This window comes from Pseudomonas sp. NFACC25 (assembly GCF_900100935.1).
GTDB lineage: Bacteria > Pseudomonadota > Gammaproteobacteria > Pseudomonadales > Pseudomonadaceae > Aquipseudomonas > Aquipseudomonas marginalis.
In genome coordinates, this window is record NZ_FMUC01000002.1 from 389122 (window position 1) to 402984 (window position 13863).

Annotated in this window: 15 protein-coding genes; 7 read left to right on the top strand and 8 right to left on the bottom strand. The window is 62.3% G+C overall.

Annotation, left to right across the window (positions count from 1 at the left end):
- Position 1: 1 nt before the first annotated feature.
- On the bottom strand, positions 2–1015 hold the full coding sequence (hemB, locus tag BLQ09_RS05905) for a porphobilinogen synthase (RefSeq protein WP_092355818.1): 1014 nt from the start codon (positions 1013–1015) through the stop codon (positions 2–4).
- Between the two features lie 208 nt (positions 1016–1223).
- Between hemB and BLQ09_RS05910 the strand changes: the two genes are divergently transcribed.
- Positions 1224–1862 carry a DedA family protein gene (locus tag BLQ09_RS05910; RefSeq protein ID WP_092355821.1) on the top strand — a complete coding sequence of 213 codons (639 nt, stop codon included), beginning with the start codon at positions 1224–1226 and terminating at the stop codon, positions 1860–1862.
- Here BLQ09_RS05910 and BLQ09_RS05915 read toward each other — a convergent pair.
- Positions 1843–3078, bottom strand: coding sequence for a sterol desaturase family protein (locus BLQ09_RS05915; protein ID WP_092355824.1), 1236 nt, complete (start codon positions 3076–3078; stop codon positions 1843–1845). The two genes, BLQ09_RS05910 and BLQ09_RS05915, sit on opposite strands and share 20 nt — an antisense overlap.
- A gap of 116 nt (positions 3079–3194) precedes the next feature.
- On the opposite strand from BLQ09_RS05915, the gene elbB reads away from it, so the two are divergent.
- The gene (elbB, locus tag BLQ09_RS05920) at positions 3195–3860 is read left to right on the top strand and encodes an isoprenoid biosynthesis glyoxalase ElbB (RefSeq protein ID WP_092355827.1); all 666 of its coding nucleotides are present in this window, start codon (positions 3195–3197) and stop codon (positions 3858–3860) included.
- A 29-nt stretch (positions 3861–3889) separates the two neighbouring features.
- On the opposite strand, the gene BLQ09_RS05925 is transcribed toward elbB, so the two are convergent.
- Positions 3890–4345, bottom strand: coding sequence for a YaiI/YqxD family protein (locus BLQ09_RS05925; protein ID WP_027608346.1), 456 nt, complete (start codon positions 4343–4345; stop codon positions 3890–3892).
- 1 nt (position 4346) lies between these two features.
- The gene (locus BLQ09_RS05930) at positions 4347–6242 is read right to left on the bottom strand and encodes a cytochrome c/FTR1 family iron permease (RefSeq protein ID WP_027608345.1); all 1896 of its coding nucleotides are present in this window, start codon (positions 6240–6242) and stop codon (positions 4347–4349) included.
- Positions 6243–6510: 268 nt separating this feature from the next.
- On the opposite strand from BLQ09_RS05930, the gene BLQ09_RS05935 reads away from it, so the two are divergent.
- From BLQ09_RS05935 to BLQ09_RS05950, 4 genes are read left to right on the top strand one after another with little or no spacing between them, the layout of a single operon-like run.
- Positions 6511–7905, top strand: coding sequence for a COG3014 family protein (locus BLQ09_RS05935; protein WP_092355830.1), 1395 nt, complete (start codon positions 6511–6513; stop codon positions 7903–7905).
- A gap of 10 nt (positions 7906–7915) precedes the next feature.
- Entirely contained in the window at positions 7916–8287 is a 372-nt protein-coding gene (locus BLQ09_RS05940; RefSeq protein WP_027608343.1) for a YcfL family putative periplasmic lipoprotein, read from the top strand.
- 35 nt (positions 8288–8322) lie between these two features.
- A complete protein-coding gene (gene lpoB, locus BLQ09_RS05945; RefSeq protein WP_027608342.1) occupies positions 8323–8910 on the top strand; it encodes a penicillin-binding protein activator LpoB in 588 nt (195 codons plus the stop codon).
- Between the two features lie 3 nt (positions 8911–8913).
- Complete coding sequence (locus tag BLQ09_RS05950; RefSeq protein ID WP_027608341.1) at positions 8914–9654, top strand: hypothetical protein; 741 nt, start codon at positions 8914–8916, stop codon at positions 9652–9654.
- A 136-nt stretch (positions 9655–9790) separates the two neighbouring features.
- On the opposite strand, the gene BLQ09_RS05955 is transcribed toward BLQ09_RS05950, so the two are convergent.
- The 3 genes from BLQ09_RS05955 to BLQ09_RS05965 all read right to left on the bottom strand — a co-directional run bounded on the left by BLQ09_RS05955 (position 9791) and on the right by BLQ09_RS05965 (position 12997).
- Positions 9791–10423: a LysE family transporter gene (locus BLQ09_RS05955; RefSeq protein WP_027608340.1), complete on the bottom strand. Its 633-nt coding sequence runs from the start codon at positions 10421–10423 to the stop codon at positions 9791–9793.
- A gap of 91 nt (positions 10424–10514) precedes the next feature.
- Positions 10515–11087 (bottom strand): mechanosensitive ion channel family protein, encoded by a 573-nt coding sequence (locus tag BLQ09_RS05960; RefSeq protein ID WP_027608339.1) that lies wholly within the window; start codon positions 11085–11087, stop codon positions 10515–10517.
- Positions 11087–12997, bottom strand: coding sequence for an ATP-binding cassette domain-containing protein (locus BLQ09_RS05965; RefSeq protein ID WP_092355833.1), 1911 nt, complete (start codon positions 12995–12997; stop codon positions 11087–11089). The genes BLQ09_RS05960 and BLQ09_RS05965 overlap by 1 nt, the downstream gene beginning before the upstream one ends.
- 50 nt (positions 12998–13047) lie before the next feature.
- Between BLQ09_RS05965 and BLQ09_RS05970 the strand changes: the two genes are divergently transcribed.
- On the top strand, positions 13048–13512 hold the full coding sequence (locus tag BLQ09_RS05970; protein ID WP_027608337.1) for a TIGR02444 family protein: 465 nt from the start codon (positions 13048–13050) through the stop codon (positions 13510–13512).
- Here the strand turns inward: BLQ09_RS05970 and BLQ09_RS05975 are convergent.
- The coding region (locus tag BLQ09_RS05975; protein WP_175472297.1) for a hypothetical protein at positions 13509–13863 on the bottom strand (355 nt) is incomplete at its 5' end. The two genes, BLQ09_RS05970 and BLQ09_RS05975, sit on opposite strands and share 4 nt — an antisense overlap.

Below are 13863 nucleotides of genomic sequence, written 5' to 3' on the forward strand. Positions count from 1 at the left end.
GCTATTGTTGCTCTCTAAGCAATTGGGCGGCGCGGGCGGCGAAATAGGTCAGGATGCCATCAGCCCCGGCACGTTTAAAGGCCGTCAAGGATTCTAGGATTACCCCTTCACTCAACCAGCCATTTTGGATTGCAGCCATGTGCATGGCGTATTCGCCACTGACCTGATACACAAAGGTCGGCACTTTGAATTCCTCTTTGACCCGGTAAAGGATGTCCAGGTACGGCATCCCCGGCTTGACCATCACCATGTCGGCGCCTTCGGCCAAATCCGCCGCCACTTCGTGCAAGGCTTCATGGCTGTTGGCCGGGTCCATCTGGTACGAAGCCTTGTTGGCCTTGCCCAGGTTCAGCGCCGAGCCCACCGCATCGCGAAACGGGCCGTAGTAGGCGCTGGCGTACTTGGCCGAGTAGGCCATGATCCGTACATTGACGTGGCCGGCCAGTTCCAGGGCTTCGCGAATCGCCTGGATGCGGCCGTCCATCATGTCCGACGGCGCAACCACCTGGGCGCCTGCTGCCGCATGGGACAAGGCCTGCTTGACCAGCGCATCGACGGTAATGTCGTTCTGAACATAGCCGTCTTCGTCAAGAATGCCATCCTGCCCGTGGGTAGTGAACGGGTCCAACGCCACGTCGGTGATCACCCCCAGCTCCGGGAAACGCTCGCGCAGGGCGCGGGTGGCGCGCTGGGCGATACCGTCCGGGTTCCAGGCTTCGGCAGCATCAAGGGACTTGAGTTCAGACGGCGTGACCGGAAACAACGCCAACGCCGGAATCCCCAGGTCGACCCAGCCCGCCGCCTCTTCAAGCAGCAGATCAATGGTCAGACGCTCTACACCCGGCATCGACGATACCGCTTCCCGGCGATTTTCACCGTCGAGTAAAAACACCGGCAGGATCAGATCATCCGTCGTCAGTACGTTTTCACGAACCAGGCGGCGAGAAAAATCATCACGGCGATTACGGCGCAGGCGGGTAGCAGGGAACAGGCGATTGGCAGGGGTAAAGCTCACGACAGACTCCTGAGCCCGGGTTCACGGGCGAGCGTTGCAGTTATAAGCGGGCATTATGACGAAGGTATGACAGTTGTGCTTAACGATGCGACCTGTAGTCGCATTCGTCGGTTAATGTAGGAATTGTTCACTTCGTGACACATCTCGATACTTTCATGAATGTTCACGAAGGCGTAGGCTGCGCGTTCATTTCGCCAGCACCCAGACCATGCTTCAACAATTTCTGCATGACTTCGGCTACTTTGCCCTCTTCCTAGGCACGTTCTTCGAAGGCGAAACCATCCTGGTTCTCGCAGGCTTCCTGGCGTTCCGTGGGTACATGGATATCAACCTGGTGGTGGTCGTTGCCTTCTTCGGCAGCTACGCCGGCGACCAGCTTTGGTATTACATGGGGCGCAAGCACGGCCGCAAACTGTTGGCGCGCAAGCCGCGCTGGCAATTGATGGGCGACAAGGCCCTGGAACATATCCGCAGGCACCCGGATATCTGGGTGCTGAGCTTCCGCTTTGTCTACGGCTTACGCACGGTAATGCCCGTTGCGATCGGCCTGTCAGGCTACCCGCCACTGCGCTACCTGATCCTCAACGGTATTGGTGCTGCAATCTGGGCGGCGGCCCTGGGCGCGGCGGCCTATCACTTCGGCGCGGTGCTGGAAGGCATGCTGGGCAGCGTCAAGAAATACGAGCTGTGGGTGCTGGGCGCCTTGCTGCTGCTGGGCTTTGGCCTGTGGCTGCGCCGCCGCTTCAAGAATGCCCGTATCGCCCGCCAGGCCTGTGCCGATGCCAAGGCGCGGCTCGCCGCCGCCGAGCCCGTCCCGGTAGAAGCGCCTAAGACACCAGTCGAGTAAGCCGGCCCCTGCAACAGTAGAGGCCAATCACGCTGAGCAGGCTGTAGCTCACCAGGCCCAGCCAGCCCAGGTTGCTGGCCGGCCACAGCCCGACCACCGGCGCCAGCCACACCAACGGCACATTCAGCGCCAGGCGTGTCAGCTCTGCCTTTAACGCCCACGGGCGATTCTCCAGGGCCACCCCCAGGGTAAACAATCCAAGCGCCATCGCCCCCCAGCCGACAACCAGCGCTGCGCTGGGCAGCCCCTCGCCGAAATTCATCAAGTAGCTGCCAAACCCCACATACGCCGCGAACTGCAGGGCGATATAGACCTGTTGGCGCGTGTCCAGCGGCACGTCGAATTTGCGGAACTGGCTCAAGTCGGGCTTGGCCAATGGATACTTGGCCTTCACGTCCGCCGGGCGCCAACCGGTGCGCATGAACCAGATGCGCAGCTTGTCCCACTTACTTTCGGTACGCCGCGCATCACGCCAAAGCTGTGCATAAAACTGCAGGTTGGCCCATAACGGATTCCAGCTGGCCAAGGGTGTGGTCACGCCGAAGATCACCGGCTCGTTGTCGTCTTCTTCCTGGAAGGTGCCGAACAGCCGGTCCCAAAGAATGAACACACCGCCATAGTTGCGATCCATGTAGAGAGCGTTCTGTGCATGATGGGCCCGATGATTGGAGGGCGTGACGAAAAACCACTCGAACCAGCCAAGCTTGGGCACGTGCCGGGTATGCACCCAGAATTGATACAGGAGGTTGAGGGACGCCACGCTGATAAACACCACCAGCGGCACGCCAAGCACGGCCAGGGGCAGGTAGAAGATCCAGCTCAGCAGGAAGCCGGTGCTGGTCTGGCGCAGGGCGGTGCTGAGGTTGTAGTCCTCGCTCTGGTGATGCACCGAGTGCGCGGCCCACAGGATGTTGCGCTCGTGCCCCATCCGGTGCAGCCAGTAGTAGCAGAAGTCGTAGAACACAAAGGCGAACACCCAGGTCCAGGCGCTGTGGGCAGGCAGTTCGATCAACGCCAGGTGCTTGAGGGCGAACGCGTAGGTCAGCAGCCCCACCCCCTTGGTCAACAGCCCGGTGGTGGTGGACAGCACGCCGGTGCTGAGGCTGTTGATGGCGTCCGCCACCCGGTAGTTGCGCTGACCACGCCAGCGGTCGGCGAGCAGCTCCACCACAATCAAGGCAATGAAAAACGGTACCGCGTAAGGCACGAAGTCCATGGTCTGGTCCGGTCTATTTTTGTTACATCAAGATTAGGTGCAGCGGCGCGAGATCCCATTGGCAACAGGTGACAAATTAGTAGACATTTAACGCCAAGACTCCAGGAGAAATGCCCATGAGCAAAAAGATTGCAGTGATCCTTTCCGGCTGCGGCGTGTACGACGGCGCAGAGATCCACGAAAGCGTGATCACCCTGCTGCGCCTGGATCAGCGCGGTGCTCAGGTCCAGTGTTTTGCACCCGATATCGCCCATTTGCATGTGATCAACCACCTGACCGGCGAGGAGATGCCCGAGTCGCGCAATGTGCTGGTGGAGTCGGCCCGCATTGCCCGGGGCGAGGTCAAGGATATTCGAGACGCCAACGCCGACGAGTTCGATGCGCTGATCGTACCCGGTGGGTTCGGTGCGGCGAAGAACCTGTCGAACTTTGCCGTCGAGGGCGCGGGTTGCAGCGTCAACCCGCAAGTGCTGGAACTGGCCGAAGCCTTTGCCGAAGCGGGCAAGCCGGTGGGGCTGATCTGCATCTCGCCGGCCCTGGCCGCGAAGATCTACGGCCCGGGCGTGACCTGCACCATCGGCAATGACACCGACACTGCCGCAGCCCTGGACAAGATGGGCGCCACCCACCAGGAATGCAGCGTGGAAGACATTGTCGAGGACACCGCACGCAAGTTGGTCAGTACGCCCGCCTATATGCTCGGCAAGAGCATCAGTGAAGTGGCCTCAGGCATCAACAAGCTGGTGGACCGGGTGCTGGAGCTGACCCACGAGAACGATTAGTGGGGATGCCGGGCTCCCTCTCCAACGGATCAGGACTGGCGCATTAACCGCGTCAGTATCCTGTCGAGTGAGTTGGCAAACGCCTGCTTGTCCTTCTCCCCATGGGGCGGCGGTCCACCGCCCATCTGGCCCTGCTCGCGCAGGTCGGCAAACAGGTTGCGCACCGCCAATCGCTCACTCATGTTCGCCGGGCTGAACTCCTTGCCCCGAGGGTCGAGGGCCGTGACGCCCTTCTTCACCAGGCGGTCGGCCAGGGGCACATCGCTGCAGATCACCAGTTCGCCGGGCACTGCGTGCTCCACCAGATAGTCATCTGCTGCGTCCGGACCGCTGGGCACCACGATCAACTTCACGCACGAGAAGCTCGGCTTGATCTGGCTTTGGCCGGCCACCAGGACGACCTCGAACTGGCGCTTGAGGGCGAACTTCACCACCTGGTCCTTGGCGGCCCGGGGGCAGGCGTCTGCATCGATCCATACGCGCATGTTATGCCGCCACTCGCTGCTTTTCTGCCAGCCGGCTGCGGCCGTAGAGCACCACAATGGCCAGGATCGCCACGGCCTGTGCGCTCAACGAGTACGCATCGGCGTGGATGCCCAGCCAGTCGAAGTCAAAGAACGCCACCGGCCGCGTGCCGAAGATGCCGGCTTCCTGCAACGCCTTGACGCCATGCCCGGCGAACACCACCGACAACGCGCACAGCAGCCCCGCATTGATGCCGAAAAACAGCGCCAGCGGCAGTTTCGCCGAACCGCGCAGGATCACCCAGGCCAGGCCCACCAGCAGCACCAACGCCGTGGCACCACCCGCCAGCACCGCGTTGTGCCCGGCCGGGCCCGCTTGCAGCCACAGGGTTTCGTAGAACAGGATCACTTCGAACAGCTCGCGGTAGACCGAGAAGAACGCCAATATCGCAAAACCGAAACGCCCACCGCCGCCCACCAGGCTGCTCTTGATGTAGTCCTGCCACGCTGCGGCATGGCGGCGGTCGTGCATCCATACGCCAAGCCACAGCACCATCACACTGGCGAACAGCGCCGTGCAGCCTTCGAGCAATTCGCGCTGGGCGCCGCTGACGTCAATCACATACGCCGCCAACGCCCAGGTGGCCAAGCCGGCCAAGAGCGCCAGGCCCCAGCCGACGTTGACGCTGCGCACCGCCGATTGCTGGCCGGTGTTGCGCAGGAATGCCAGGATCGCCGCCAGCACCAGGATCGCTTCCAGGCCTTCACGCAGCAGGATCAGCAGACCGGAAATGTAGCTCAACGACCAGCTCAAGCCATCGCTGCCCAGCAAGCCTGCGGACTCCGTGAGCTTGCCCTTGGCCACGTCCAGGCGCTGCTGCACCTGCTCGATCGGCAGACCGTCCTGTAACGACTGCCGGTAAGCCATCAGGGCCTTCTCGGTGTCCTTACGCACGTTGGCATCGACGTTATCCAGTGAGCTTTCCACCAGCTCAAAGCCTTCCAGGTACGCCGCCACCGACAAGTCATAGGCTTGCTCGTGGTCACCGCTACGGAACGCCGCGAGGCTCTTGTCCAGGGTGCTCGCGGTGTAATCGAGCAACTGCGCCGGGCCACGCTTGACCTGCGGCGGTTGCGCACGCTGGGCGCGGAAGGTCGCGGCAGCGGTTGGGCCGTTTGCGGCCAGCACTTCATTAGGCGTCTGGCGGGCCAGGTCGGCGAGGTTGAAGGGCTGCTCGCTTTTCGCCGCAGCCGGGTCGGCGGTGAAGCCGGCGATGTAGGTGGCCAGGTCCCAACGCTGGCGGTCGTCCAGTTGGTCGGCGAAGGACGGCATGTCAGTGCCTTCGACACCCAGGCCCAGGGTGTTGTAGATCGCGTAGAGGCTCAGGCGATCCAGGCGCGCAGCATCCGTCAAGTTGGCCGGAGGCGGCGTCATCCCCACGCCGGCCGGACCATCGCCGGCACCGGCAGTGCCGTGGCACACCGAACAGTGCTGGGCGTAGAGCGGTGCGCCGCGCGTCGGGTCGGGCGTGATGGCCGGGGCTTGGCTGACTTCATACGCGACTGCCAGCTTGGCGCCCAACTGGCGGGCCTGGCGAGCGACGGTCGCGCCGTCTGCATGAGCGGTGACAGCCGCCAGCAGTTCCTCGACCCCCTTTACCAGTTCCGCGCGCTCGGGCTTTTGCGGCAAATCCGCCACCAACCCCTGCAAGACCCCAAGAAACTCCACCTGCTCGCGGTATTCCGAATCATCCACCACCTTGCCCGCCTCTACCGTCGGTGGGTAGTCGGCGCCAATGTAGTCCAGCAGATGCAGGGCTTGTGGAGCGCCCTCGGCAGTCGCGGCCAGCAGGTTGAAGCTGCACGACATCAATGCCGGCAACAGCAGCCAGGCGAGAAAACGGAAGGGCGCAATCATGAATGAATCTCAAGTGGAAATACGAAGTAACACATTGTTAAGCGTTAAAGGGTTTGACTCAAGGCGTTAGTGATTTGTCGTGTGGGCGGACGGGGCATTTTGGAGATGGGTTACTGGCATCGCTGTCAGCTCAATCGAGGCAAAAAGCCATTGTTTTGCCAGTAACGATGCTTATAATGCCGCGCCCTGTTAGTGCGAAAGGGAATTTCGTTCCTCGGTTTTATGAGGAATAACCATATTGGTTGACTACTTTCAGGGAAGAAGTGACATGGTTTTTCGCGCCTTACCTCCGCTCGCGCTCGCGGCAGTCACTTTGCTCAGCGGCTGTTCAATGTTCCGCAGCTACGACGCCGAGCTGCAAGCCACCAACCAGCAACTCGCCACCGGCAATGTCGACGCCGCCCTGACCCTGCTGGAAAAGAACAACACCGGCGAAGACAAAGACCTGCTGTATTTCTTCGAAAAGGGCGAGTTGCTGCGGGCCAAGGGCGACCTGACCGGCAGCCAGACCGCCTGGCGCAGCGCCGACCTGCAAGTCTACAAGTGGGAAGAGTCGGTCAAGTTCGACAGCGCAAAATACCTGTCCCAGTTCGGCAGCTTCCTGGCCAATGACAAGGTGCGTCACTACGAAGGCTATGACTACGAAAAAGTCATGCTGACCACGCAGATGGCCCTGAACCTGCTGGCCTTGAACGACTTCGACGGCGCACGCACCGAAATCAAGAAGACCCACGAACGCGAAGCGGTGATCGCCGACCTGCGCGACAAGGAATACCTCAAGCGCGAAGACGAAGCCGAGCAACAGGGCGTGACCACCCAGATCAAGGACCTGCACGGCTACCCGGTGCAAGCCCTCGACGCGCCGGAGGTGGTCGGCCTGAAGAACAGCTACCAGAGTGCGTTCAGCCATTACCTGGCCGGCTTCGTCTACGAAGCCCTGGGCGAAAAAGACCTGGCCGCCCCCGGTTATCGCAAGGCCATCGAGCTGCGCCCTAACACGCCACTGCTGGAAAAAGCGCTGCTCGACCTGGACAAATCCAAGGTCGGCAGCGATGAAACCGACGTGCTGATCGTGGTGCAGAGCGGCCTCGCACCCGCCCGCGACTCGATCCGCCTGCCGCTGCCGATCCCGATCAATGGCAACCTGGTGATCACCCCGCTGTCGTTCCCGGTGATCAAGGCCGACACCTCCACGGCGACCTTTGCCCAGATCGGTGTCGACGGCCAGCAACAGAACCTCACGGCGCTCAACAGCACCACGGCCATGTCCCGCCGCGCCCTGCGTGATGACATGCCAGGCATCATCCTGCGCACTACTGTGCGTGCGGTAAGCCGTGGTGTGGCGCAGAACAACCTGAACAAGACCAACCCCATGGCAGGCCTGGTACTGGGTATCGCCTCGGCCGTGACCGAAGGCGCCGACACCCGCACCTGGCGCACCCTGCCGGACATGACCCAAGTCACGCGCCTGCGCCTCAAGCGTGGTGAACACCAGGTCAGCCTGCCCAACGCCCTGGGTGGCACGCTGGTAACGATCAAGACCGACCAGCGCTACCAGGTGATCACCCTGCGCGTGGTCGGCAACCAAGTGTTCGCCGGTGGCCTCGCCGCCCATGTGCTGCCCGGCACGACAACCCAGGCCATCGCCCTCAAACAACCTTAAGGAGCACCCTATGCGTCACTTTATCCTCGGCGCACTGGCGCTGGTCCTGCTTGCCGGCTGCGCCACCCCGCCACCACCGGAACCTGGCAGCGCCGCGAGCAAGATCGTGGTGATGGGCAAGTTCAAGGGCATCGCGGTCGGCGCCATTCGTGTGGCCCGCGAGAACGGCTTCCTCACCACCAAGGTGCAATTGAGCAACATCACCAGCAGTAACCAGATGATGTATTACCGCTTCGCCTGGCTGGGCGCCGATGGTTTCCCGGTGGGCGATGAAGAGACCTGGAAAGTGCTGAACCTGTACGCCAACCAGGCGACCTTCCTGCCCGCCATTGCCAATGTGCCCCAGGCTGCGGACTTCCGCCTTGAAGTCAAAACCCCTTGAACCGTTCATTCATTTTGCTGCCGAGAGATTTCCCCATGCTTGCACGCTTCTCGATTCTCGCCGTGGTTGCCGTCCTGGCCAGCGGCTGCGCGAATACCTCCCCGGTACTGGGTGGTAAAAACATCAGCTACGGCGACACCAAGGCCGTGGAGCTGGTGACCAACGAGTTCGGCTCCACCGACCTGCAGATGATCGCCGAAAGCATGACCCGCTCCCTCGCCCAGTCCGGCATCCTGCAAGGCCGCCCGGTGGTGCAGGTGTATGACGTGAAGAACAAGACCAGCGAGTACATCGACACCCGTGAGATCACCACGTCGATCAAGACCCAGCTGATGAAGACCGGCACCGCACGCTTCGCCAGTGACAACACCGACATGCAAAGCCAGGTCGACCAGCTCAAGCTGCAGAACCAGAGCGGCTTGTACAAGAAGTCCAGCGTCAGCAAGACCGGCAACATGGTCGCGGCCAAGTACCGCCTGGAAGGCTCCATCAGTTCCATCGTCAAGCGCAGCTCGGACTACAAGGACGTGTTCTACAAGTTCAGCCTGCAACTGATCGACGTCGAGAGCGGCCTGGCCGAATGGATGGACGAAAAAGAAATCCGCAAGACCACGGAGCGCTAGGCAATGCGCGCATGGATTGGTTTGATCGGCCTGTTGTGCGCCTTTGGCGCCTCGGCTGCACCCAAGATCGCGGTGACCGACCTGGCCTACCAGGCGCAGGTCGAGGAGTACATCCACCAGGTTTCGGCCAGCAACAACTTCCAGGCAAGCAGCTACAACGCCAGCGGTGCATCGAACTACAGCGAGTACGAGAGCCGTAGCAGCTACATCGAACAAACCGAACTGCGCAAGTTCAGCGGTGATATCAAGGGGGAGATTCTCAAGTCCCGCCAGTTCCAGCTGGTCCAGGGCACGCCCTACACCGCCGATGCCAAGGGTGACGTCTATGACGTGATCAAGCGCATCAAGGCCGGTCACTTCAAGGGCGCGGACTATGTGCTGTTCGGTACGCTGTCAGACATCGACTTCACCCAGGACATCAACGCCCTGGACCACACCAACAGCTACTCGGCGGTGCTGGGCCTGACGCTGGTGGCGGATTTCAGCCTGATCAATACGCGCACCTACGAAATCACCTCGGCGTTTACCGCCATGGGCGAAGGCCAGGACACCAAGCTGGTGAACAGCCGCGACATACGCGTGAGCCTGAACCGGCCGCGGGTGGTGAAGGAAGTGTCGAAGGCGCTGGGTGAGGACGTCGCCAGGCAGTTGGCGGAACAGTTGGGCGGTGGGTATCAGGACCCGGGCCAGCCGGTGCCGCGCAACCACCTGCCACGGGATGAAGCGCCGAAGATCTTGCACTGAACGGTAATCCTCAAGGCAACACAAAACCAATGTGGGAGGGGGCTTGCCCCCGATAGCAGGGTGTCAGTCAGCCTAGCTGTAGCTGAGACACCGCCATCGGGGGCAAGCCCCCTCCCACACGTTCAAGTACCGAGGTTTACGCCGTTGCGCGATGCAAGCTGGCCAGGAAACCCGCAGCCCCCACGAACAACCCGGCAAACGTCCGGTTCACGCGCTTCTGCTGCTTGGGCGTGCGCAACAGGCGCAGCACTTTGGACGCCAACCCCGTATACCCCGCCATCACGATCATATCGACGCTGATCATCGTCGCACCGATGATCAGGTACTGCACCAGCAACGGCGCCTGGGGATTCACGAACTGCGGCAGCACCGCCAGCATGAACACCAGGGCCTTGGGGTTGCTGGCGTTGACCAGGAAACCACGGAACATCATCGCCATCGGCTTGCCGAGCGGGCGTATCGCCGCGTCATCGGCCATGTCCATGGGCAAGGCACGCCATTGCTTGACGGCCAGGTACACCAGGTACGCCACGCCAAACCACTTGATCGCATAGAACGCGGTCGACGACGCCGCCAGAATGGCACCCAAGCCGCCCGCTACCACGGCAATCTGCATGGCCAGGCCCAGTTGCAGGCCAATGGCGTTCCAGTAACCGCGCAGGAAGCCGTATTGCAGGCCACTGGACATCGAAGCGATGGCGCCGGCGCCAGGGGAAAGGGAGATGATCCAACTGGCCAGGAAAAAGGCCAGCCACGTGTCGAGTGCCATAGCACACCTCGGGGAAGAGTCAGCGATTGTCGGGCCTTAAGCTAACTCCGCCGAGCAGAGGCTGGCTATAGATTTTTACACGCGGTAAACGCTAGCGGTCGCCCGGGAACACATGGGTGCCGGGCCAACGCCGCACCGAGCGTTGGAAGAACAGGCTGTTAGGCACCTGTACGATGGCGCTGTCGGTGCCTGCGGCTTCCACTTCGATCAGTGTGGTGTAGAGCAAGTTGATTGCCACTACCCTGCCCTTCACGCCGGGCTTGTCGACGGTATCCACCAACTCGACGATGTCACCGAGGCGAAACGGCCCCACCGTGAAGATCAGGATCGCGCACAGCAGGTTGGACAACACCGACCACATGGCGAAGAACGCCACTGCCGCCACCGCGACAAACCCCGACAGCGCCGTCCACAGCACCGTAGCGGACACGCCCAGGCGCTCCAGCACAAAGATCAGCGCACTGCCCATGATCAACCAGCGCAGACCACCGCGCAGCGGCATCAGCAGTTGCGGCGGGAACGGGTAGCGCTCACCCAGGCGGGTCAGGCCTTTGGCGACGAATCGCTGGGCAACGTAACCGGCCAACAGGATCAGCAGGATTTGCACGCCGATCCATACAGGCTCGATCCATTGCGCAGGCAACGGCAGTTGCAAGGCCTCCATCAGGACAGCGCCTCCAGCTCCGCTTGCAGGGTTTCCAGCAGTTCGAGGGCTTCCATCCAGGTTTCCTCCAATTGCCCTTCGCGCACCTTGAGCCTGGCCTGTTCGGCCAGCAGGTCGCGCAGCTCATCCTTGCGCGCAGCCTCGTACACGGCGCTGTCGCCCAGGCTGGTTTCGATCTTGGCCAGGCGCTCGTGGACCTTGCCCAACTCGGCCTCAAGCTTGTCGGCTTCGCGCTTGTGTGGCGCCAACTGCTGGCGCAGGGCGGCAGCGGCCTGGCGCTGGGCTTTCTTGTCGGTCTTGTCCGGGTTGACCGGGGTGTTGCTGACCGGCGCATTGCGCAGGCGGTAGTCCGTGAGCCAGCGTGCGTAGTCGTCCAGGTCACCGTCGAACTCTTCGACCTTGCCATCCGCTACCAGCAGGAAGTTGTCGGTGGTGCTCTTGAGCAAGTGGCGATCGTGAGACACCACCAATACTGCACCGCTGAACTCCTGCAAGGCCATGGTCAGCGCCAGGCGCATCTCCAGGTCGAGGTGGTTGGTCGGTTCGTCGAGCAGCAGCAGGTTCGGGCGGTCCCAGGCGATCAACGCCAGGGCCAGGCGGGCTTTTTCGCCGCCAGAGAAATTCAGCACCGGCTCATCGATGCGCGCGCCACGGAAGTCAAAGCCACCGAGGAAGTCGCGCAGGGTTTGCTCGCGCTCGGTCGGCGCCAGGCGTTGCAGGTGCAGCAGCGGGCTGGCCTTGGCGTCGAGGGAGTCCAACTGATGCTGGGCGAAGTAGCCCACCACCAGGTTCTCGCCACGGGTCAAACGACCGGCCAGGGGTTGCAGCTCGCCCGAGAGGTTCTTGATCAGCGTCGACTTGCCCGCGCCGTTCGGGCCGAGCAAACCGATGCGCGCACCCGGGGTGAGCTGCAGCTTGACCTTCTCCAGGATGGTTTTCTCTCCATACCCCAGGCGTGCATCCGAGAGGTCCAGCAACGGGCTGGAGATTTTCACTGATTCGCGGAACACAAAGTCGAACGGCGAATCGACGTGGGCCGCCGACAGTTCTTCCATGCGCTCCAGGGCCTTGATCCGGCTCTGGGCCTGGCGGGCCTTGGTGGCCTGGGCCTTGAACCGGGCGATGTAGCTTTCCATGTGCGCACGCTGCGCCTGCTGCTTCTCGAACGCCTGCTGCTGTTGGGCCAGGCGCTCGGCACGCGCACGTTCGAACGCGGTGTAGCCGCCACGGTAGAGGGTGATCTTCTTCTGTTCGACGTGGGCGATGTTGTCGACCACGGCGTCGAGGAAGTCCCGGTCGTGGGAAATCAGCAGCAAAGTGCCCTGATAGCTCTTGAGGAAGTCCTCCAGCCACAGGATCGCATCGAGGTCCAAGTGGTTGGTCGGTTCGTCGAGCAGCAGCAGGTCCGAGGGGCACATCAGCGCCTGGGCCAGATTAAGGCGCATGCGCCAGCCACCGGAGAAATCGGCGACCGGACGATCCATCTGTTCGTTGGTGAAGCCAAGGCCGGCTAGCATCTTGCGGGCGCGGGCGTCGGCGGTGTAGCCGTCGGCGCTGTCGAGTTCCGCGTGCAGACGGGCCTGGGCGGCGCCGTCCTGGGCTTTCTCGGCCTCAGCCAGGTCGTGTTGCACCTGGCGCAGACGCAGGTCGCCATCGAGCACGTAGTCGATCGCGATGCGGTCCAGGGTGTCGATCTCCTGGCGCATATGGGCGATACGCCAGTCGGCCGGCAGCAAGCAGTCCCCGGAATCCGGGGTCAGCTCACCCAGCAACAGGGCGAACAACGTGGATTTGCCGGCGCCGTTGGCACCGATCAGGCCGGCTTTGTGACCGGCGTGCAGGGTCAGCTCGGCGTCTTCGAGAAGACGTTGCGGGCCACGCTGTAATGTTAGGCTTTGAAGTCGGATCATAATGGCGGCGGAGTCTACCAGCTTCGTTGGCCGCTGGCTTGGGTGTGAATATGAACGCTGACCTGTGGAGCTTTGCTCTCTCGACTTACGCCCGCCCGGGCGTCGAAGCCGCCTGCCTGCGCTTGCAGGAGCAAGGGGCGGACGTGTGCCTGTTGCTCTGCGGCGCGTGGCTGGAACAGCGGGGCGTGGCACTTGAGCCGGAGCGTATGCGCACCCTGCAACAGCTGGCCCGACCGTGGCAGGCGCAGGTGATCGAACCCTTGCGGCAGCTGCGTGTGCAATGGCGTGCCAAGGCGCAGCAGGATGAGCAACTGGCGACGCTGCGCGAACGGGTCAAAGCCCTGGAACTGGATGCCGAACGGCAATTGCTGACGCGCCTGGAAGCGTTGACGCAGGCATGGCCGAAAGTGGAGATGACTCAACCGCGGTGGCTGGAAGGACTGGCGGCTGAGGATGCCGCCAACCTTGACCATGACGCGCTGCAGCAGCTGCGCGTCATGATCACCGGCACTTAGGAAGCGCTGGTTGGGGTGGTGCTTGGCGCTACCGGTGCAGGGGTGCTGCTGGCCGATGCGGTCGGAGCGGTGGTCGCTGCCGGGGTAGCAGCAGGTGCTGCTGGCTTGGCCGGTGCTGGTTTCGCAGCAGCAGGCTTTGCGGCGGGCTTGGCGGCTGGCTTTGCAGCAGCAGGCTTTGCAGCTGGCTTGGCGGCTGGCTTTGCAGCAGCAGGTTTCGCAGCCGGTTTTGCAGCAGTAGGTTTGGCGGCTGGTTTGGCGGCAGTGGTTTTAGCAGCTGGCTTCGCGGCCGGTTTTGCAGCAGCGGTTTTAGCAACTGGCTTCGCGGCCGGCTTTGCAGCAGCGGTTTTAGCA